The organism is Krasilnikovia sp. M28-CT-15, assembly GCF_047159595.1.
Taxonomy (GTDB): domain Bacteria; phylum Actinomycetota; class Actinomycetes; order Mycobacteriales; family Micromonosporaceae; genus Actinoplanes.
The window spans coordinates 4,446,733-4,468,021 of record NZ_BAAGAK010000001.1 but is presented as its reverse complement, the minus strand read 5'-3'; the positions used below and the strand labels follow the sequence as shown (position 1 = coordinate 4,468,021).

The window sequence follows — 21,289 nt, the reverse complement described above, 5'->3', positions numbered from 1 at the left end:
ACACCCACCCGCAGCCCTCGTCGCACGGCATCCGGCCTCCCGTGGACTGCCCCGAGCTGACCTGGCCCGCCGCCTTCGAGGCGGTGGCCGCCCGGCGGCCCGGGGCGGTCGCGGTGGTGTGCGAGGACGACTCGATGACGTACGCCGAACTGGACGCCGCCGCCAACCGGCTGGCCCGCCTGCTCGGCGAGCGCGGCGTGGGCGTCGGCGACGTCGTCGGGGTCGCCCTGCCGCGCGGCGTCGACCTCGTGGCCGCGATCCTCGGCGTGCTCAAGGCGGGCGCCGCCTACCTGCCGGTGGACCTCGACCAGCCCACCGACCGGGTCGGCTACGTCCTCGCCGACTCCGCCACCCGGCTCGTCGTCACCACCGCGGACACCGCCGGGCAGCTACCGGACGGTGTCGCCGCGGTGACCTTCGCCGACGCGGCGGGGCTGCCGGACACGCCGGTCGGCGTGCACATCGCCCTGACCGACGCCGCGTACGTGATCTACACGTCCGGGTCCACCGGACGGCCCAAGGGTGTCGTGGTCACCCACGACGGCATCGGGTCACTCATCGTCACCGCGACCCGGCGGATCGGCGTGACCGCCGAATCCCGGGTGGCCCAGTTCGCCTCCGTCGGGTTCGACGTGGCCGTCTGGGACATGGTCATGGCGCTGTGCGTCGGCGGCACGCTGGTCGTCGTGCCCACCCTGCGCCGGGTCGCGGGCGAGGAGCTCACGTCCTACCTGTGCGCCCACCGGGTCACCCACGCGATCCTGCCGCCCGCCCTGGTCGCCGCACTGCCCGGGACGGGCACCCTGCCCGAGGGGATGGTGCTCGTCGTCGGCACCGAGACCGTCCCCGCCGCACTCATCGCCCGATGGGGTGCCAGCCTGCGCATCGTCGTCGCGTACGGGCTCACCGAGGCCACGGTCAACTCCACGCTGTGGCCGGCGGCCCCCGGCTGGGACGGGCCGCCGCCGATCGGCGAGCCGGACCCGAACACCCGCTGCTACATCCTCGACGACGCGTTGCGCCCCGTGACCGGCGCCGCCGAAGGCGAGCTGTACGTGGCCGGGCGCGGCCTCGCCCGCGGCTACCTCAACCAGCCTGCGCTCACGGCCACCCGGTTCGTCGCCGACCCGTACACCCCAGGCGGCCGGATGTACCGCACCGGGGACCGGGCCCGGTGGAATTCCGACGGGACGATCGACTTCCTCGGCCGCGCCGACGCCCAGGTCAAGATCCGCGGGTACCGCATCGAGCCGGGCGAGGTGTCCAGCGTCCTCATGGAACACCCCGCGGTCGCCAGCGCCGCGGTGCTCGCCCGCCGGGACCGGCGCGGCGCCCAGCGGCTCGTCGCGTACGTGTCCGTGCGGACCGGTGCAGTGCTCACCGCCGCCGGTGTCCGCGAGTTCGTGTCGGCGACGCTGCCCGGGTACATGGTGCCGTCGGCCGTGGTCGTGCTCGACGGGCCGCTGCCCACCAACGCCAGCGGCAAGACCGACACGCGGGCGCTGCCCGAGCCGGACTGGGGCGCCGCCGTCGGCGACACCCGCGCCGGCACCCCCACCGAAGCCACCCTCGCCGCGCTCTTCGCCGAGGTGCTGCACCTGCCGGAGGTCGGCGTCCACGACAGCTTCTTCGCCCTCGGCGGCGACAGCATCGTCGCCATCAGCCTCGTCTCCGGCGCTCGGCGCGCGGGGCTGCACCTCACCCCGCGCGAAGTCTTCGAGCTGCAGACCGTCGCCGCCCTGGCAGCCGTCGCCGACACCCGCGACGGCGGGGCCGCCCGGCATGATCCGTTCACCGGGCGCGTGCCGGCCACCCCGATCCTCGCCTGGCTGCGCGATCTGCGCGCCCCGACCGACCGGTTCTACCAGGCCACCGTGCTGCGCACCCCGGCCGCGCTCACCACCGCGACCGCCGTGCGGCTCATCCAGGCCATCGTGGACCACCACGACCTGCTGCGCGCCCGGCTGCGCGCCGACGGCGGCTTCGACATCCCCGGACCGGGTACGGTCGCCGCCGAGAACCTCGTGCGCTCAGCCTCTGCCGGCGCGTCCGTCGGGGAGCTGACCCGGGATGCGGTCCAGCGGCTCGATCCGCGCGGCGGGGTGCTGCTCCAGGCGGTGCACCTGACCCCTGATCCGAGGCGCCGGCTGGACACCACGGGCTCCGGTCCGGCCGACCCCGGCGCGGGCACGCCGGGTGACCGCGTGGAAACCGGCGGACGGCTGCTGCTCGTCCTGCACCACAGCGTCGCCGACGGCGTCACCTGGCGGATCCTCGCGGATGACCTCGCCGCCGGATGGGCCGCCCTGGCCGCCGGCGCCGAGGTCGCACTGGCGCCCGTACCGACCAGCTTCGGGCGGTGGGCCCGGATCCAGCAGGACGCCGCGGCCGGGCGCACCGGCGAGCTGGCGTACTGGCGCGGCGTGCTGGCCGGTGGGGACGCCGGGTTCGGTGCCGCCGACCTCGGGCCCGCGGACACCGCGGACACCGCCCGCCGGCACACCGTCACGCTGCCCGACGGGCTGACCGCGCCCCTGCTCGGGGAGCTGCCCGCCGCGTTCTCCGGCGGCGTCAACGACATCCTGCTCACCGCGCTCGCGCTCGCCGTCGGGCAGTGGCGCGCCGACCGTACCGGGCACACCGGCACGGACGTCCTCATCGAACTCGAAGGCCACGGGCGGGAGGAGTCCGGCGGCGCCGACCTGTCCCGTACGGTCGGCTGGTTCACCACTCTGTTCCCGGTCCGCCTCGACCCTGGCCCGGCGGGCACCCTGTCCGCCGCGGTCAAGGCCGTCAAGGAGCAGCTGCGCGCGGCCCCCGACCACGGCATCGGGTACGGCATGCTGCGCTACCAGGCCCGGGTCGGCGCACTCGCCGACGCGCCCACCCCGCGCATCCTCTTCAACTACCTGGGCCGGTTCGCGGGCGCCGGCGCCGACTGGGCGGTCGCCGACGGCGACCCGATCGCCGAGGACCGTGACCCCGGCCAGCCGATGACCCACCAGCTGGAGATCGACGCCGCGGTCCGCGACGAGGTGGACGGTCCCCGGCTGTCCGCGACGTTCACCTGGCCCGGGCGGGTACTCGCCGAGGCGGACGTCGCCGATCTGGCCCGCCGCTGGGTGGCGGCGCTGGCCGCGATCGCCGCCGCGTCGAGCGAGCCCGGATTCGGCGGGCGCACCCCCTCCGACTTCCCGCTCGTGCCGCTCACCCAGGCCCAGGTGGACGCGCTGCGCGGCGCCGAGATCCTGCCCGCGTCGCCGCTGCAGGCCGGCATGTTCTTCGCCCGCGCGTCCGGTGGCACCGACGAGTACGCGGTCACCCAGCGCATCGACCTGGCCGGACCGATCGACCCGGCGACGCTGCGCCGCGCCGTCGAGGCCGTCGTGGCCCGGCACCCCGCGCTGCGTACCGGGCTGCACCTGCTGGACGGGACGCGGCTGCTCCAGGTCGTCGCGGACACGGTGGCGGTGCCGTGGCGGGAACTGCCCGCAGGCGCCGACATCGACGCGGACCTGGCCGCCGACCGGGCCGCCGGGTTCGACCTGAGCAGCCCGCCGCTGCTGCGCGCCGTGTACGCACCCACCGGCTCCGGTGGCGTCCTCGGGCTGGTCGTCCACCACGCCGTCGCGGACGGCTGGTCCGAGCCGATCCTGCTGGCCGACATCCTGCGGGCGTACTCGGGGCAGGTGCTGCCGCCCGCCGCACCGGCCGCGACCGTCGCCCGGTGGCGGGCCGGGCGCGACCACGCCGCCGCCGAAGCGGCATGGCGCGCCGAACTGGCCGGGCTCACCGAACCCACCCTGCTGGCCGACGCGACGGCGCCCGCCGCGGACGCGATCGTCGCGGTCGACGAGTGGGACGGCGACACCACCGCCGCGCTGCTGGCCGCCGCCCGCGCCCACGGCGTCACCCTCGGCTCCGTGCTGCACGCGGCCGTCGGCTTCGCCGTCGGCCAGGAGACCGGCCGCGCGGACGTCGTCGTGCACAGCACCGTGTCCGGCCGCCCCGCCGACCTGCCGGGCGCCGCCGACATGGTCGGCCTGTTCGTCAACACGGTGCCCGTCCGGGTCCGGTGGTCCCCGGCGGACGGTCTCGCCGACACCCTCGCCGAGCACCAGCGGCGGCAGGCCGCGCTGCTCGACCACCAGCACGTCGGCCTCGCCGACGCGCTGCGGATCACCGGCCTGCCGGCGCTGTCCGGCGTCCTGGTGGTGCTGGAGAACTACCCCGGCGCGCGCACCCTGGCCAGCGCGGACGGCGCCGTCCGGGTCACCGGCACGAGCACGGTGGAGAGCCTGCACCACCCGCTGGAACTCACCGTCACCCCGGGCGAGCGGCTGCGGCTGCGCTGCGAGTACGACCCGGCCCGGCTGCCCGACGGCGCCGCCGGGCGCCTGCTGGCCGCGATCCGGCAGGTCGCCGCGACGCTCGCCGCCGATCCGGGCACCCCGATGTGCCGGCTCGCGCTGGCCGACACGCATGTGCTGGACGGCGGACCTGCCGTCACCGGCGCCGCGCCCACTGTGCACGGATGGGTGGCCGCGCAGGCGCAGGCCCGCCCGGACGCGGTCGCGGTCGTCGACGGCGACCACGAGCTGACGTACGGCGAGCTGCACCGCCGCGCGGCGGCCCTGGCCGCCCGGCTGCACGCCGCCGGGACCGTCGCGGGCGATGTGGTCGCCGTGTCGCTGCCCCGTGGCGCGGACCAGATCGTCGGCCTGTACGGCATCCTGCTGGCCGGTGCCGCGTACCTTCCGGTCGACCCGGAACATCCGGCGGACCGGGTCGCGTACCTGCTCGGGGACTCCGGTGCCCGGGCCGTGGTCACCCGCGACGACATCGACCTGCCCGCGAGCCCGGTGCGGGTGCCCGTGGCGGGTCCGGCCGCCCCGGCGCCCGCCGTGCCGGTGCGGGCGGGAGCGCCCGCGTACCTGATCTACACCTCCGGATCCACGGGTACGCCCAAGGGCGTGCTGGTGTCCCACGCCGCGGTCGTCGCCCAGCTCTCCTGGCTGCACCAGCGGTACGACCTGGACACCGGCGAACGGTTCCTGCACCAGTACTCGACCGGTTTCGACCCGTCCGTCCAGGAGATCTTCGCGCCGCTGACCTGCGGCGGCACGGTCGTCGTCGCCGAACCGGGCGGCCACCGCGACCCGCTGTACCTGGCTCGGCTCGTCGCCCGGCAACGGGTCACCACCCTCGACCTGGTGCCGTCGATGTACGCCGCGCTGCTGGCCCAGCCGGAGCTGGCCGACGGCGCGTGGGCGGCCGGCCTGCGCCGCGCGTTCTCCGGCGGGGAGAAGCTCGACCCGGCCACCGCGGCGGCCTGGCGGGAACAAACCGGGGTGCCGCTGTCCAACGTGTACGGCCCCACCGAGGCCGCGATCCAGGTCACCGACTGGCGCACCGGGGACGCCGACGGCGCCGGTGTCCCCATCGGACGGCCGGTCGCCGGGGTGCGGGCGTACGTTCTCGACCCGTGGCTGCGCCCGGTGCCGGCCGGGGTGTTCGGCGAGCTGTACGTGTCCGGTGCCCAGTTGGCGCTGGGCTACCACCGGCGGGCGGCGCTGACCGCGGCCCGATTCGTGGCGGACCCCTTCGCCCCGGGCGCGCGGATGTACCGCACCGGGGATCTGGTCAGCTACGACTCTGCCGGGGTGCTGCGGTTCCGGGGCCGTACCGACGACCAGGTGAAGATCCGCGGGGTGCGGGTCGAGCCGGGGGAGTCGGCGGCCGCGCTGCGGGCCCTGCCCGGAGTCGCCGACGCGGACGTGCTGGCCCGCCCGGACGGCCGGGGTGCGCTGCGACTGGTCGGGTATGCCGCCGGCACCGGCCTCGACGGGGCACGACTGCGCGCCGACCTGGCCGCGGCGCTGCCACCGGCCCAGGTGCCCGCCGCCGTCGTCGTGCTGGCTGCGCTGCCCCGCACCCCCGGCGGCAAGCTCGACCGGTCCGCCCTGCCGGACCCGGCCCCGGGCTCCACGGTGGAGGATTCCACCCCCGGCCATCCCGGAGTCTTCCCGGCTGCCGCTCTGCCGGGGAGGTCCCCGGTGGCTGAGGGTAGGCCCGCGGCCGTCCCGGCCACCCGGGACGAGTTCGGTGATTCGGTCGACGCAGGCGCGCAGTCGCACCCGGTGCGGGTGCTGGCGGAGGCGTTCGCCGAGGTGCTGGGCCTGACGCAGGTCGGCCCGGACGACGACTTCTTCATGCTCGGCGGGGACAGCATCCTGTCCATCGCGGTGGCGACCCGGGCCCGGGCCCGGGGCCTCGTCGTCGGGCCACGGGACGTGTTCGCGCGCCGGACCCCGTCGGCGATCGCCGCCGGGCTGCCCGACGCCCCGGCCCCGGAATTTGGCGCCCGGGCCCCGGACTTTGGCGCCGCAGCGTCGGGCGGCCTGGACGGCGGCGCGGACCCAGGGGACGTGGTGGCGCTGCCGATCGTGCACCAGTTGCGTGCCGACGGCGGCCCGATCACCCGGTTCCACCTGTCGGCGCTGGTACAGACCCCGGCCGGGGCCGACCCGGCCGGCATCGCCGCGGCGCTGCAGGCGCTCCTCGACCGGCACGACGCGCTGCGCCTGACCCTGACCCGCCTCGCCGGTCTGCTGTGGTCGCTGGACGTGCGGCCGGTCGGCTCGGTCACCGCCGCAGGGCTGCTCACCCGCGTCACCGGCCTGGACGACCTGGCCGCGCACACCGACGCCGCGGTGGCCCGCCTCGACCCGGACGCGGGGACGATGGTGCAGGCGGTCCACTTCGACGCGGGCGTGCACGAGCCGGGGCGGCTGTTCCTCGCCGTGCACCACCTCGCGGTCGACGGGGTGTCCTGGCGCATCCTGCTGGCCGACCTGGCGGCGGCGTACACCGACGTGGCGGCGGGACGGGCCGCGCGGCTGGCTCCCGTGGGCACCTCGCTGCGGGCGTACGGGCGGCTGGTCGCCGCCGAGGCGGTCAACCGGACGAGGCTCGCCGAGCTGGAGCACTGGGTCCGCACCCTGGGGCCCGGGGCGGAACTGGTGCCCGGCGCCGCGCGTACCGGCACGGTCGGCGCCGCGGGGCGCCACACCGTGACCCTGGCGGTCGCCGAGTCCCGCCCGCTGCTGAGCGCCGACGTCACCGAAAGGCTCCTGACCGCCCTGGCCCGGGCGGCGCAGGGGTGGCGCGGGTCGGCCGGGGAACTGCTCGTCGACGTCGAGCGGCACGGCCGCACCGACCTCGACGGGGTCGACCTGGTCCGGACCGTCGGATGGTTTACCACGGTGCACCCGGTCCGCCTGCCGGCCGGGGGTGACGTGGCGCAGGTCCGGGAGCTGCTCGCCGCGGACGGCGCCGGGTACGGCATGCTGCGTCACCTCAACCCGCAGACCGCGCCGCTGCTGGCCGCCCAGCCCGGCGCCCAGGTGCTGTTCAACTACTACGGCCGGATGCCCGCGGGCACCGGTGACTGGCAGCCCGCCGCGGAGTACGTCGCACCCGGTTACGACCCGGGGCTGGCCCTGCCGTACGTGGTGCAGATCGACGTCGTGTGCCACGACGGCCCGGACGGTCCCCGCTTCGAGGCGACCTGGACGTGGCCGACCGGCGTCGGTGGACTCACCGAGGAATCGGCGCGGGCCCTGGCTGACCGGTGGCACGCCGAGCTGGCGGCGATGGCCGCGGCGCGGGACGGCGGCGACGTACTCATCGACCTGTCCGGGGCCGAGCGGGCACTGATCCACGCCGCAGCGGGCGGCCCGGTGGCCGAGGTGTGGCCGCTGTCGCCGCTGCAGGAGGGCATCCACTTCCACGCCACCTTCGACGCCGCCGCCGCGGACGTCTACACCGCCCAGGACGTGTACACCTTCGCCGCGCCGCTGGACGTGCAGCGGCTGCGCGCCGCCGCGGACGAGCTGCTGCGGCGCCACCCGGCGCTGCGCACCGGCATCGTCGCCGACGGGCTGACCAGCCCGGTCCAGTACGTGGCGGACCACGTCCCGGCGCCGCTGACCGTGCACGACCTGAGCGCCCTGCCCGCCGCCGAGCAGCGGACCCGGGTCGCGCAGGAGATCGACGCGGACCGCGCCCGCCGGTTCGACCTGAGCGCGGCGCCGCTGCTGCGGCTCACGCTGCTGCGCTGCGGCGACACCGACCGGCTGGTGCTGTCGCACCACCTCGTCGCGTGGGACGGCTGGTCGCAGGGCACCGTCCTGGCCGAACTGCTCGCCCTGTACGCCGGCGACGAGCTGCCGGCCGCCCCCTCGTACCGCGAGCATCTGGCGTGGCTGCACCGGCAGGACCCCGACGAGGGGCTGGCCGCGTGGCGCTCCGCGCTGGCGGGCCTGGACGCGCCCACCCTGCTCGCGCCGTCCGGCGCGGCCACCGAGGCGCTGCCGTCGCGGCACGTCACCGAGCTGGGCGCGGCACGCAGCGACCGGCTGCGCGCCACCGCCCGCGCCCGCGGCGTCACGCTCAACACCGTGCTGACGACCGCGTGGGCGCTGGTGCTCGGCGGCCTGACCGGCCGCACCGATGTCGTGTACGGCGCCACGGTCTCCGGCCGCCCCGCCGACCTGCCCGGCGCGGCCGACACGGTCGGCATGTTCCTCAACACCGTGCCGCACCGGGTGACCGTGGATCCGGCCGAGACCCTCAGCGCCCTGCTGCGCCGGGTGCAGGACGAGCGCACCGGCCTGATGCCGTACGAGCACGTCAGCCTGTCGGCGATCCAGGGCACCGGCGGCCCGCTGTTCGACACCCTGTACGTGTTCCAGAACTTCGCCGACGCCGACGGCCTGGCCGCCCTCCAGCGGCGGCACGGCATCACGGAGATCACCAGCCGCGACGCCACCCACTTCCCGCTGACCGTCGTCGTGACCCCCGGGGCGTCGCTGCGGCTGCTGTTGCTGCACCAGGCCGGTGTCCTGCCCGCGGCGGGCGCGGCGGCGCTGGCCGAGCGGTACCTGGCTGTGCTGGACCGGTTCTGCGCCGGGGACCCGGTCGTGGGCACGGTGGACACGCTGTCCACCGCGGACCGGCGCCTGCTGGCCGCGGAGTGGGCGGCGACCGAGCACCCGATGATCGACGACACGGTCGCGGACCTGCTGGCCGCCCGGTGCGCCGCCACCCCGGACGACGTGGCGCTGGCGTTCGGCGCGCAGCGGCTCAGCTACGCCGACCTGGACGCCCGGGTGAACCGGCTGGCCCGCCTGCTGATCGCCCGCGGCGCCGAGCCGGAACGGGTGATCGCGCTGGCCCTGCCCCGGTCGGTCGAGATGGTGGTGGCGCTGTTCGCGGTGCTCCGCACCGGGGCCGCGTACCTGCCGCTGGACCTGGACCATCCGACGGAGCGGCTGCGCTGGATGCTGGCCGACACCGACCCGGTGTGCGTGGTGACCACCCGTGACGTGCTGGCGCGGCTGGGCGACGTGGCAGCGCCGCTGGTGCTGGACGACCCCTCGGTGCTGGCGGAGACGGCGGGCACCTCGCCCGCGCCGGTGACCGACGCCGACGTGCCGCTGTTCGCCCGGGACCGGCCCGGACGGCTGGAACACCCCGCGTACGTGATCTACACGTCCGGTTCGACCGGCCGCCCCAAGGGGGTGGTGACGCCGTACCGGGGCCTGACCAACATGCAGCTCAACCACCAGGAGAACATCTTCGCCCCGGCGATCGCCGCGGCGGGTGGGCGGCGGCTGCGGATCGCGCACACGGTGTCGTTCGCGTTCGACATGTCGTGGGAGGAGCTGCTGTGGCTCGTCGAGGGCCACGAGGTGCACGTCTGCGACGAGGTGCTGCGCCGCGACGCGGAGGCGCTGGTCGCCTACTGCGACGCCCACGAGATCGACGTGGTCAACGTGACGCCCACCTACTGCCAGCTGCTCATCGAGCAGGGGCTGCTGGCCGACGGGCCGGGGCGGCACCGCCCCGCGCTGGTACTGCTGGGCGGTGAGGCCGTCTCCGACGCGGTCTGGTCGGCGCTGCGCGACACCGACGGCGTGTACGGCTACAACCTGTACGGCCCCACCGAGTACACGATCAACACGCTGGGCGGGTCCACCATGGACTCGGCCGCCCCGACGGTCGGCCGGGCCATCTGGAACACCCGGGCGTACATCCTGGACGGTCACCTGCGCCCGGTGCCGCCGGGCGCGCCGGGGGAGCTGCACATCGCCGGTGTCGGGCTGGCCCGCGGCTACCACCACCGGGCTGGCCTGACCGCGTCCCGGTTCGTGGCCGACCCGTACGGCGCGCCCGGCACGCGGATGTACCGCACCGGTGACCTGGTGCGCCGCGCCGCCGACGGGAACATCGACTTCCTCGGGCGCACCGACGACCAGGTGAAGATCCGCGGGTACCGGGTGGAGCTGGGGGAGATCACCTCGGCGGTGCAGAGCCACCCGGCGATCGCCCACGCGGCCGTCGTCGCGGACACCTCCGGCCCGGTGGCCCGGCTGCTCGCGTACGTGGTGCCGGTAGCCGAAGCCGCGCCCGACCTGGCCGACATCCTGCGTACCCATCTGGGCCGGACCCTGCCCGAGTACATGGTCCCGGCGGCGTTCGTGCCGGTCGGCACGCTGCCGCTGACCGTGAACGGCAAGCTTGACGTGGCCGCCCTGCCGAAACCGGCCGCCGACCGGCGCGGCGGGCGGGCCCCCGCCACGGCCACCGAGAAGGCCCTGTGTGAGCTGTTCGGCGACCTGCTCGGGGTCCCCGACCTCTCCGCCGACGACCACTTCTTCCACCTCGGCGGGCACAGCCTGCTGGCCACCCGGCTGGTCAGCCGGGCCCGCACCGCGCTGGGCACCCAGCTGTCGGTGCGGGACCTGTTCGAGGCGCCCACCCCGGCCGCGCTGGCGGTGCGCGCCGACTCCGGCCCCGACGCGGCGGCCCGGCCGCCGTTGCTGGCCCGCCCCCGCCCGGAGCGGGTCGGGCTGTCCGCGGCGCAGCAGCGGCTGTGGCTGACGCAGCAGCTCGACGCGGGCTCGGCCGCGTACAACTTCCCGCTGGTGCTGCGCGTTTCCGCAATGCCGGACGTGGCGGCGCTGTCCGCGGCGCTGGCGGATGTGGCCGTGCGCCACGAGTCCCTGCGCACCGTGTTCCCAGTCGACGGAGGCGTCCCGCACCAGCACGTGCTGCCGGTGGCGCCGGTGCCGGTCGAGGTGGCCGAGCCGGCGGATGAACCGGCCGTCGCGGCCGCCGTGCACGCCGCGGTGCACCGCCCGTTCGACCTGGCGGTCCAGCCGCCGCTGCGGGCGAGCGTGCATCCGCTGACCGGCGGCGGCTGCCTGCTCGTGCTGCTGCTGCACCACATCGCCACCGACGAGTGGTCCGACCGGCCGTTCCTGGCCGACCTGGCCGCCGCGTACGCGGCCCGGTGCGCGGGGACGGCGCCCCGGTTCCGCCCGCTGGCCGTCCAGTACGCCGACTACACGCTGTGGCAGCGGGACCTGCTCGGGGACCCGGCCGACCCGGCGAGCCTGGCCGCCCGGCAGCTCGACCACTGGGCCCGCACCCTGGCGGGTGCCCCGCCGGAGCTGGAGCTGCCCACCGACCGGCCGCGCCCCACCGCGCCCACGTTCGCCGGGCGGGAGATCGAACTGGACATCCCCGCCGCGGAGGCGCTGCGGTCGCTGGCCCGCGCGAGCGGCGCCAGCATGTTCATGGTGCTGCATGCAGCGGTCGGCGCCCTGCTGCACCGGTTGGGTGCGGGCACCGACCTGCCGATCGGCGCCCCGATCGCGGGCCGCACCGACGAAGCCCTCGACGACCTCGTCGGCTTCTTCGTCAACACCCTGGTGCTGCGCACCGACCTGTCCGGCGACCCCACGTTCACCGCGCTGATCGAGCGGGTACGCCAGAGCGACCTGGCCGCGTTCGCCCACGCGGACGTGCCGTTCGAGGCGGTCGTGGAGCACCTCAATCCGCCCCGCTCGCCGGCCCGCAACCCGCTGTTCCAGGTGATGGTCGGCTACCACGCGCGCACCGGCGCGGACACGGTCGCCCTCGGCGGCCTGACCGGCGAGTGGGAGCCGGTCGAGCACCGGGCGGCGAAGTTCGACCTGGTCTTCAGCTTCGCCGACCACACCGACACCGGCCGGCTGGTCTGCCGGATCGAGTACGCCACGGAACTGTTCGACCCGGCCACCGCGGCGAGGATCGGGCAACGCCTCACCCGGCTGCTGGACGCGGTCGCCGCGGACCCCGCGGTCGCCGTCAGCGCGGTCGACATCCTGCTGCCCGGCGAGCGGACCCGGGTGCTGCACGACTGGAACGACACCGCCCGCGACGTCGCGGAGCTGACCTGGCCGGAGCTGTTCGCCCGGGCGGCGCAGCAGCGGCCCGACGCGGTCGCGGTGGTGGACACCGCCGGTGAGTGGACGTACGCGCAGCTCGACGCGTACTCCAACCGGCTGGCCCGGCTGCTGGCCGCCGCCGGGGTCACCGCGGAGTCCGTGGTCGCGCTGGGGCTGCCCCGGACCCGCCAGTTCCCGGCCGCGGTGCTGGCGGTGCTCAAACTCGGGGCGGCGTACCTGCCGCTGGAGCCCGCGCATCCGGCCGACCGGCTGGCGTACCAGCTGGCCGACTCCGGCGCGGCCGTGGTCGTCACCACCGCGGAGCTGTCCGGCCGGATCCCCGGCGACCAGCCGAGCGTGGTGCTCGACGAGCCGCGCATGGCCGCCGCGCTGGCCGCCGCCGACCCCGGGCCGCTGTGCCGGGAGCCGGTCGGACTGCACACCGCGGCGTACGTCATCTACACCTCCGGGTCGACCGGCCGCCCCAAGGGGGTGTGCGTGCCGCACGAGGGCATCGCCTCGCTGGCGGCGACCGCGATCGACCGGATGCGGCTGACCCGCGATTCCCGGGTGCTCCAGTTCGCCTCGCCCGGCTTCGACGTGGCGGTGTTCGAGCAGGTGATGGCGTTGTGTGTGGGCGGCACCCTGGTGATCTGCCCCGAGCAGGCCCGGGTCGCCGGTCCGGCGCTGACCGACTTCGTCGCCGCGCACGCGGTCACCCACCTGATCCTGCCGCCGTCGCTGATGGCTGCCCTGCCGGAGGGCTGCGACCTGCCCGAAGGCGCGACGGTCCTGGTCGGCACGGAGACCGTGCCACCGGACCTGATCGGACGGTGGTCGCGGCGGCTCAACCTGCTCGGCGCGTACGGCCTCACCGAGGCCACCGTCAACAGCACCCTGTGGCAGTCCGTGCCGGGCTGGGCGCAGGCCGTCCCGATCGGCGTGCCGGACCCGAACACCCGCTGCTACATCCTCGACGGCACGCTGCGCCCGGTCCCGCCCGGTGTGCCCGGCGAGCTGTACGTGGCCGGGCGCGGCCTCGCCCGCGGCTACCTGGGTCAGCCCGCCCTGACCGCCGTCCGGTTCGTCGCCGACCCGTACGGGCCGCCCGGCACCCGGATGTACCGCACCGGGGACCGGGCCCGCTGGCGGTCCGACGGGAGGATCGACTTCCTCGGCCGGCTCGACGACCAGGTGAAGATCCGCGGCTTCCGGATCGAACTGGGTGAGGTGGCCGCCGCGCTCACCGCGCACCCCGAGGTGGTGCAGGCGGTCGCGGTGGTGGACCGCGACGGCCCGCTGACCCGCCTGATCGGGTACGCCCAGGCCGCCCCGGGCACCGACCCGGAGCTCGTCCGCGCGGCGGCCGCCACCCGACTGCCCGAGTACATGGTGCCGGCGATGGTCGTCCTGCTGGACTCGCCGCTGCCCCTGACCAGCAACGGCAAGCTCAACCGGGCGGCGCTGCCCGCGCCGGACTGGGCCGCCCTGGCCGGTGACGACGCGCCGGCCACCGACCCGGAACGGGCGCTGGCCGCCATCGTGGCCGATCTGCTGCGGCTGCCGCGGGTCGGCGTACGGGACAGCTTCTTCGCCCTCGGCGGCCACTCGATGCTGGCGATGCTGCTGGTCGGCCGGGTCCGTGCCGAGCTGGGCGCGGAACTGTCCATCCGCGACGTGTTCGACGCGCCCACGGTCGCCGATCTGGCCGTCCGGATGCGGCTGTCCGCGGCCTCCGCGGGGCCGGCCCGCGCCCCCCGGCCCGCCGTGGTGCCGGCGGCACCGGCGCAGGAGCACCTGCTCACGCCGTCCCCGCGGTGGGACCATGCCCTGCTGCTGCGGGCACCGCACGGCTTCGAGGAGACCGCGCTGGCCGCCGCCTGGGCGGACGTGTGCGCCCGGCACGAGCCGCTGCGCACCGTGCTGCGCGACGGCCGTCAGGTGCTGACGGACGCGCCCGCGCTCCGGCAGGTCACGGTCACCGGCATCACGCTGGAGGTGGCCGCCGGGACCGTCGCCGGTCAGCCGCGCGGGGGCGACACCCCGGTGCAGGCGCACCTGATGTCCCGCGACGGGGCGCAGGCGCTGCTGCTGACCATGGCGCACGAGGCGGTCGACGAGTGGTCGGTGCTGCCGTTGACCGGCGACCTCGCGGCGGCGTACGAGGCTCGCCGCGCCGGCCGGTCGCCGGACTGGGCGCAGCTGCCGGTGACCTACGCCGACGCCACCCGGTGGTGGCGTGAGCTGCTCGGTGATCCGGCCGACCCGCAGAGCCGGTACGCCCGCCAGCTCGCCTGGTGGCGCGAGCGGCTGCGGGACGCCCCCGCGCTGCGGCTGCCGACGGACCGGCCGGAGCCGGACCGGCGGCCCGGCCGGGGCGCCGAGGTGGACCTGACCCTGACCGCCGCCGAACACGCGGCCGTGGACGTGCTCGCCGAGGCCACCGGCACGAGCATGTTCATGGTGCTGCACGCCGCCCTGGCCGCCGTGCTCACGGCCCGGGGCGCGGGCGCCGACCTGCCCATCGGCATCCTCACGGCGGGCCGCACGGACGCCGCGCTGGCGGACCTGGTCGGCTGCTTCGCGCACCCCCTGGTGCTGCGCACCGACACCGCGGACGACCCGAGCGCCACCGAACTGCTCACCCGGGTCCGCGCCGCGACCCTGGCCGCGCTCGACCATCAGGACGTGCCATGGGCCGCCGTCCGGGCCGCGACACTCGGCGCGGATCCGGCCGTCCTGGTCGTGCACCACGAGCAGGCGGCGCCGGCCACGCCCGGCGGGGGCGGCTTCGACGCCGTGCCGACCCACGCGGCCCTCGCCGACCTCGTGCTGAGCTGCTACGAGCCGCGCGGCGCGGGCCCGGTCGAGTGCTACCTCGGCTACGCCACCGACGTGTTCGACCAGCCCACCGTCGCGGGGCTGGCCGCCGAGCTGCGCGCGACCGTGGCGGCGTTCGCCGCCCACCCCGACCGTCCGATCTCCACCCTCAGCAAGGAGCAGTCATGAGCAACCCGTTCGACGCCGCCGACGCATCGTTCCTCGTCCTGGTCAACGACGAGCAGCAGCACAGCCTGTGGCCGGTGTTCGCGCCGGTGCCCGCCGGCTGGCGCCAGGTCGCCGGCCCGGACACCCGCCAGGCCTGCCTCGACTTCGTCGAAGCGCACTGGACCGACCTGCGCCCGCTGTCCCTGCGGGCCGGGTGAGCGTCGCAAGTTCCTGCTGGACAAGCTGGGTTTCAGGAGCGCACCGGCGTGGTATCGCAATCGCATGGATCAGGACCCCTGTCTGGAGACGTTCCGTGCGGTCGGAGCGTGACCGCACACTCAGCGTGGTGATCGCGGCGGTGGCGGTGGCCGTGCTGTGGCTCGGCCTCGCCTACCAGCTGGCCCGCCCCACCCAACCGAGCGCGTACCTGCGTACGGTGCTGCAGGTCGCCGAGTCGGCGCACGACGCCACCCGGACCGGCCAGCTGGTCGGCCAACAGGAACTCGCCGGCAACGTGACCGTTCCGTTCGCCACGACGGCCTTCGACGAGGCCGCCGGCGCGCTGGCCGGCGCGCAGAAGAAGTTCGCCTCGCAGGGCCCGCCCGACAGCGCCTCGGCTGACCTGCGCGACCAGCTCAGCCCGCTGCTGGCCCGCTCCGTCATCGCCCTCGGCGACACCGCCGAGGCCGCCGACGACCGCGAACTGCGCGCCGGGGTGGCGCGCCTGACCCAGCTGGCGGGGAAGCTCGACGACTTCATCACGGCGCATCAGTGACATGAAGAAGATCTTCGCCATCGCACTGGGCGTGCTGACCGCCATCGGGGGATTCGTCGACATCGGCGACATCGTGGCCAACGGGGAGGCCGGGGCCCGCTTCGGCATCTCCCACGCCTGGGTGCTGCTGGTCGGCGTGATCGGCATCTGCGCGTACGCGGAGATGAGCGGCCGGGTCAGCACGGTCAGCGCCCGTCCCGTGTTCGACCTGGTCCGCGAGCGCCTCGGCCCCCGGGTCGCGCTGGCCAACCTCACCGGCTCGCTGCTGGTCACCGTGCTCACCCTCGGCGCCGAGATCGGCGGCGTCGGTCTCGCCCTGCAACTGGCCACCAGCGTGCACTATCTGCTGTGGGTGCCGGTCGTCGCGTTCGTCCTGTGGGTGGCGCTGTGGCGAGTCAAGTTCAGCGTGCTGGAGAACGTGTTCGGGCTGCTCGGGCTGTTCCTGATCGTGTTCGTGATCGCGTTCTTCCGGCTGCCCGCCGACACCGCCGAGCTGTGGAGCCAGGCCACCCGTCCCGGGCCGCCGCAGGGGGAGGACTGGGGCACCTACTGGTTCTTCGCGGTCGCGCTGTTCGCCTCCGCGCTCACCCCGTACGAGGTCTTCTTCTTCTCCTCCGGGGCGGTGGAGGAACGCTGGACCTCCAAGGACCTGCTCACCTCGCGGGTCAACGTGTTCCTCGGCTTCCCCCTGGGCGGGCTGCTGGCCTTCGCGTTGATGCTGACCTCCGCCGTGGTGTTCCACCCGTTGTCCGCCTCGGTGGACAACCTGTCGCAGGTGGCCCTGCCGACCGCGATGGCGCTCGGCAAGCTGGGGCTCGCCGCCGCGATCCTCGGCTTCTTCGGCGCCACGTTCGGCGCCGCCATGGAGACCTCGCTGTCGGCGGGCTACACCGTCGCCCAGTACTTCGGCTGGAGCTGGGGCAAGTTCCACCGGCCCCGCGAGGCCGCCCGCTTCCACACCGTCGTGATCGTCTCGATCCTCACCGGCGCGGCCGTGCTGCTGACCTCCATCGACCCGATCCAGCTCACGGAGTACACACTGGTGTTCAGCGCCGTGGCGCTGCCGCTGACCTACCTGCCGATCTTCGTGGTCGCCAACGACCGCGAGTATCTCGGCGACCGCGCCAACGGCCGCCTGGCCAACACCATCGGGGTGCTCTACCTGTTCATCGTGCTGGCCGCGGCGATCGCCGCCATCCCGTTGATGATCATCACCCGGATGGGAGGGGGATGACATGCTCATCGGCTTCGACCTGCTCGACCGGCAGATCGTGGACCGCGACGGCGACCCCGTGGGGAAGGTCGACGACGTCGAGCTGACCTGCGACGCCGACGGCACCGTACGCGTCAGCGCGCTGCTGCTCGGCCAGCAGGCCCTCGGCGAGCGCATCGGCGGGGTCCTCGGGCGCTGGATCGCCGGGATGGCCCGCCGGTTGTCCGACAGCCCGGACCGGCCACCGCCGCGCATCAGCATCGACCTGGTCGCCGAGTTCGGCAGCGCCATCACCCTGAAGGTACGCCGTGACCTGCTGCCCGACCCGCCCCTGGAGACATGGCTGCGCGACCACGTCATCGGGCGCATACCTGGAGCCGGTCATGAGTCCTGAACCGCGCACGGTCCGCGCCAGCCGGTACCTCGGCCGTCGCGTCCACGACGCCCAGGGACGGCCGCTGGGCGCGGTCGCCGACCTGATCACCGAGACCGGTCCCGACGGCGCCGAGCGCGTCACCGCCGTCCTCGTCGTCCAGCGCCCGTGGGGCCGTCTGCTCGGCTATGAACGCGACGAGGTCACCGGACCACCGATCGTGCAGAGCCTGGCCCGGTTCATCCTGCGCCGCAACCAGACCGAGGTCCCCTTCGCAGCGTCCGGTCTCGGCCGTCCGGAAGCCGGGTAGCGGGCCTACGGCCGGCCCGGGCCGGGATCTCGCCGGATGGCCAGGATGGCGATGTCGTCGGTCGGCTTCGCCGAGCCGACCGTGTTCATCACGGTGCGGCAGGCGGACTCCGGGTCGTCCGGCTCGACCGCCTCGACCAGCGCGTTCAGGCCGACGTCGATGACTTCGCCGCGGCGTTCCACGAGACCGTCGGTGTAGCACATCAGCAGCGCGCCGGGGGGCAGGTCCAGGGTGGTGGTGTGCCGCACGCCGGTGGTCCGGCCCACCCCGAGCGGCGGGTCGACCGGCGCGTCGATCAGCGACGCGGCCCGGCCCGGTGCCGCGAGCACCGGCAGCAGGTGCCCGGCGGTGGAGAGCAGCAGCGTCCCCCGGTCCGGCGAGATCACCGCGTAGCAGGCGGTGGTGAGGCTGCCCGCCTCGAAGTGCCGGACCTTGCGGTCCAGCATGGTCAGCACCTCGCCCGGGTCGTCGGTGATGAGGCTGTACGCGCGCAGCGCGCTGCGGATGCGGCCCATCACCACCGCCGAGGCGAGGCCGTGCCCGGCGACGTCGCCGATGACCACGCCGATCCAGCCGGACGGGAGCGTGAAGATGTCGTACCAGTCGCCGCCGATGCCGAACTCGTGACCAGGGACATACCGGGCGGCCAGCGACAGTCCATCGATCCGGGGCAGCGTCGGGGGCAGCAGGCTGCGCTGCAACGCCAGCGCGGCCGCCTGCTCGACCTTGCGACTGCGGATCTGGCCCGCCACGGCGGCGCGGTCGGCGGCCAGCTGCAACAGGCCGAGATCCTCGCCGGTGAATTCCCGGCGACTCATGGATCCGACGTGCAACACGCCGATGACCTCGCCGCCGAGGAACATGGGCACGCCGAGCAACGACCGCAGGCCCTTGTCGATCAGGATCGGGTTGACGACGTCGGCCGGGGTCACGTCGGACAGCAGAACGGGCTGGCGGGTGCGGGCGATCCGGCCCGCGAAGCCCCGCCCGATCGGAATCCGTACGCCCTGGCGTACCTCCTCCTCCAGGCCCTTGGCGGCGGTGGCGACCAGGTGCTGGGAGTGGGGATCGACCAGCAGGATCGCTGCGGTGTCGGCGTTGAGCAGGTCACGGACGCGGTCCAGCAGCTCATCGAGCATGTCGGCGACCTCGAGCCGGGACAGAGTGGCGTCCGTCACCGACTCAAGGCGACGTAGCCGCTCGTCATCACGCAGTCCCTGCCCCACGGGCGTCAGCGTAGTGCCATGGTCATGCCGGGTGGATCCAGGCACCGCGACGGGTGTTTTCCGTCCCGCAGGCGGGGGAATCCGGCATGTCATGCAGACGCTCACCAGGCTCCAGGAAGCCCGCTCGCTCGACCCGGTCAGCGACCGGCTGCAGGCGGCCGTCACCAAGGCGATCCGGCCGCAGCGGCTGCGCGACCTGCTGCAGGGCATCTGGCTCGGCCACCCGCTGCACCCGGTGCTGGTGCAGGTGCCGGTCAGCGCGTTCCTGTCGGCCGCCGTCCTCGACCTGATACCCGGCCGTCGCCGCGCGGCGACGACCCTGATCGCGCTCGGCACGGGCGCGGCGGCGCCCGCGATCGTCGCCGGATGGCTCGACTGGTCGCAGATGACCCGGGACCGGCGCCGGGTCGGGCTCGTGCACGCCGCCGCCAACGCGGTCGCGGTGGGCCTGTACGCCGCGTCGCTGGCCGCCCGCCTGAACGGCCGGGACGCCCGCGGCAGGGTGCTGAGCTACGCCGGGCTGTCCGCGGCCGGGCTCGGTGCGTACCTCGGGGGTCATCTCTCGTTCGCGCAGGGTGCCGGCACCAATCAGGCCGTCCCCGAGATCGCCCGGATCCCCGCGGACTGGACGGCGGTGGGCTCCCTGGCCTCGCTGCCCGACCGCAAGCCGACCGTGCGGACCGTCGGAAACGTGCCGGTCCTGCTCTACCGGACCGATGACCAGGTCTGCGCCCTGATCGAACGGTGCGGGCACGAGACCGGCCCGCTCGGCGAGGGCGACATCGTCGGCGAGGGGCGCGACGCCTGCGTGGTGTGCCCCTGGCACGGCAGCACGTTCCGGCTGGCGGACGGCGCGGTGGTGCACGGCCCGGCCGCCAGCGATCAGCCCACCGTGCCCACCCGGGTCCGCGACGGCATGGTGGAGCTGCGCCAGCCCTGATCCGCGCCAGCCCTGATCCGCGCCAGCCCCGATCCGCGCCAGCCCTGATCCGCGCCGCCCCTGATCACCGGTCCTCTGCGCGGCCCGCCGTGCGGGGGACCGTCCCGCATGCGGGCAATCGTGCCGTCACCAGGGCGGCCCGTCGCGTGCGGGAGCGTGCCGTCAGCCGCGGCGCAGCGTGTGACCGGCTGCGGCGGCGGCCCCGGCCAGGGCGAGCGCCCCGAGCGCCAGCAGGCCGTGGTGCTGCGATGCCCACAGCTGGGGGGTGCGCCGGTGGGCCCGTTCGTCGAAGCCCCCGTGCGCCCCGTGATCGACCTCGGCGTCGAGGGGCTTCCACAGGTTGCCCGGGTCGCGCGGGTCGCGCGGCTGATCGGTCTGCTGGGAGTCGTACCCGGTGTGGGCGAGGTAGCGGTCCAGCAGCCCGGGGACCACGGCGTTGGCCAGCAGGGTGGCGACGGTCGAGCCGCCCGCCCAGTACTCCCGGCGGCGGGGGTGGTCCGCGGCGTACTCGATCGCGCGGGCGGCCACCTCGGGCTGGAAGATGGGCGGCACCGGCTGGGCGTGGCGGGGCAGCCGGGAACGGACCCAGCCGAACTGCGGGGTGTTCACCGCGGGCAACTGCACCATGGTCACCCGGACCCGGCTGTGCTCGTGCAGCAGTTCGCAGCGCAGTGCCTCGGTGAAGCCCTGGATGGCGTGCTTGGCACCGCAGTAGGCGCTCTGCAGCGGAATGCCCCGGTATGCCAGAGCCGAGCCCACCTGGACGATCGTGCCCCGGTCGCGGGGCAGCATCCGGTCCAGCGCGGCCCGGGTGCCGTACGCGTACCCGAGGTAGCTGACCTCGGTGACCCGGCGGAACTCCGCGGGGTCGACCCGGGTGAACGGCGCGAACACGGAGGTGAACGCGTTGTTGATCCACACGTCGATCGGCCCGAGTTCATCCTCGGCCCGGGCGGCCGCCGCCTCGAGTTCGTCGCGGTCGGCGACGTCGACCTGGATCGGCAGGGCGGTGCCTCCGGCCCGGGTGACCTCGTCCGCCACGGCGGCCAGTCCGGCCGCGCCGCGGGCCAGCAGGACCAGCCGGTCGCCGCGGTCGGCCAGCCGCCGCGCGGTGGCGCGGCCGATGCCGCCACTGGCCCCGGTGATCACGACGGTACGGGGAGTGCGCCCTGGCATGATGGTCTCC

General features: G+C 75.2%; 9 protein-coding genes. 7 read left to right on the top strand and 2 right to left on the bottom strand.

What is annotated here, in order from left to right:
* Window positions 1-41: 41 nt before the first annotated feature.
* The 6 genes from ACMCNO_RS20375 to ACMCNO_RS20350 all read left to right on the top strand — a co-directional run bounded on the left by ACMCNO_RS20375 (window position 42) and on the right by ACMCNO_RS20350 (window position 17,937).
* Window positions 42-15,287, top strand: a complete 15,246-nt coding sequence (locus ACMCNO_RS20375) for an amino acid adenylation domain-containing protein (RefSeq protein ID WP_412753759.1) — start codon at window positions 42-44, stop codon at window positions 15,285-15,287.
* A complete protein-coding gene (locus ACMCNO_RS20370) occupies window positions 15,284-15,484 on the top strand; it encodes an MbtH family protein (RefSeq protein ID WP_412751045.1) in 201 nt (66 codons plus the stop codon). Before ACMCNO_RS20375 ends, ACMCNO_RS20370 begins: the two co-directional genes overlap by 4 nt.
* Window positions 15,485-15,579: 95 nt before the next feature.
* Window positions 15,580-16,041 carry a hypothetical protein gene (locus tag ACMCNO_RS20365; protein WP_412751044.1) on the top strand — a complete coding sequence of 154 codons (462 nt, stop codon included), beginning with the start codon at window positions 15,580-15,582 and terminating at the stop codon, window positions 16,039-16,041.
* Window position 16,042: 1 nt separating this feature from the next.
* On the top strand, window positions 16,043-17,275 hold the full coding sequence (locus tag ACMCNO_RS20360; protein WP_412751043.1) for an NRAMP family divalent metal transporter: 1,233 nt from the start codon (window positions 16,043-16,045) through the stop codon (window positions 17,273-17,275).
* Between the two features lies 1 nt (window position 17,276).
* The gene (locus tag ACMCNO_RS20355; RefSeq protein WP_412751042.1) at window positions 17,277-17,648 is read left to right on the top strand and encodes a hypothetical protein; all 372 of its coding nucleotides are present in this window, start codon (window positions 17,277-17,279) and stop codon (window positions 17,646-17,648) included.
* Complete coding sequence (locus ACMCNO_RS20350) at window positions 17,638-17,937, top strand: hypothetical protein (RefSeq protein WP_412751041.1); 300 nt, start codon at window positions 17,638-17,640, stop codon at window positions 17,935-17,937. The genes ACMCNO_RS20355 and ACMCNO_RS20350 overlap by 11 nt, the downstream gene beginning before the upstream one ends.
* Window positions 17,938-17,942: 5 nt before the next feature.
* On the opposite strand, the gene ACMCNO_RS20345 is transcribed toward ACMCNO_RS20350, so the two are convergent.
* Entirely contained in the window at window positions 17,943-19,163 is a 1,221-nt protein-coding gene (locus ACMCNO_RS20345; protein ID WP_412751040.1) for a PP2C family protein-serine/threonine phosphatase, read from the bottom strand.
* Window positions 19,164-19,254: 91 nt separating this feature from the next.
* On the opposite strand from ACMCNO_RS20345, the gene ACMCNO_RS20340 reads away from it, so the two are divergent.
* Window positions 19,255-20,103: a Rieske 2Fe-2S domain-containing protein gene (locus tag ACMCNO_RS20340; protein ID WP_412751039.1), complete on the top strand. Its 849-nt coding sequence runs from the start codon at window positions 19,255-19,257 to the stop codon at window positions 20,101-20,103.
* Between the two features lie 162 nt (window positions 20,104-20,265).
* On the opposite strand, the gene ACMCNO_RS20335 is transcribed toward ACMCNO_RS20340, so the two are convergent.
* Window positions 20,266-21,279, bottom strand: coding sequence for an SDR family oxidoreductase (locus ACMCNO_RS20335; RefSeq protein WP_412751038.1), 1,014 nt, complete (start codon window positions 21,277-21,279; stop codon window positions 20,266-20,268).
* Window positions 21,280-21,289 lie beyond the last annotated feature (10 nt).

What these genes read in the sequence shown, in the direction of transcription:
- ACMCNO_RS20370 (WP_412751045.1), top strand. Translation starts at nt 15,284, where the DNA reads ATGAGCAACCCGTTCGACGCCGCCGACGCATCGTTCCTCGTCCTGGTC.
- ACMCNO_RS20360 (WP_412751043.1), top strand. Translation starts at nt 16,043, where the DNA reads ATGAAGAAGATCTTCGCCATCGCACTGGGCGTGCTGACCGCCATCGGG.
- ACMCNO_RS20355 (WP_412751042.1), top strand. Translation starts at nt 17,277, where the DNA reads ATGCTCATCGGCTTCGACCTGCTCGACCGGCAGATCGTGGACCGCGAC.
- ACMCNO_RS20350 (WP_412751041.1), top strand. Translation starts at nt 17,638, where the DNA reads ATGAGTCCTGAACCGCGCACGGTCCGCGCCAGCCGGTACCTCGGCCGT.
- ACMCNO_RS20340 (WP_412751039.1), top strand. Translation starts at nt 19,255, where the DNA reads ATGCAGACGCTCACCAGGCTCCAGGAAGCCCGCTCGCTCGACCCGGTC.
- ACMCNO_RS20335 (WP_412751038.1), bottom strand. Translation starts at nt 21,279, where the DNA reads ATGCCAGGGCGCACTCCCCGTACCGTCGTGATCACCGGGGCCAGTGGC.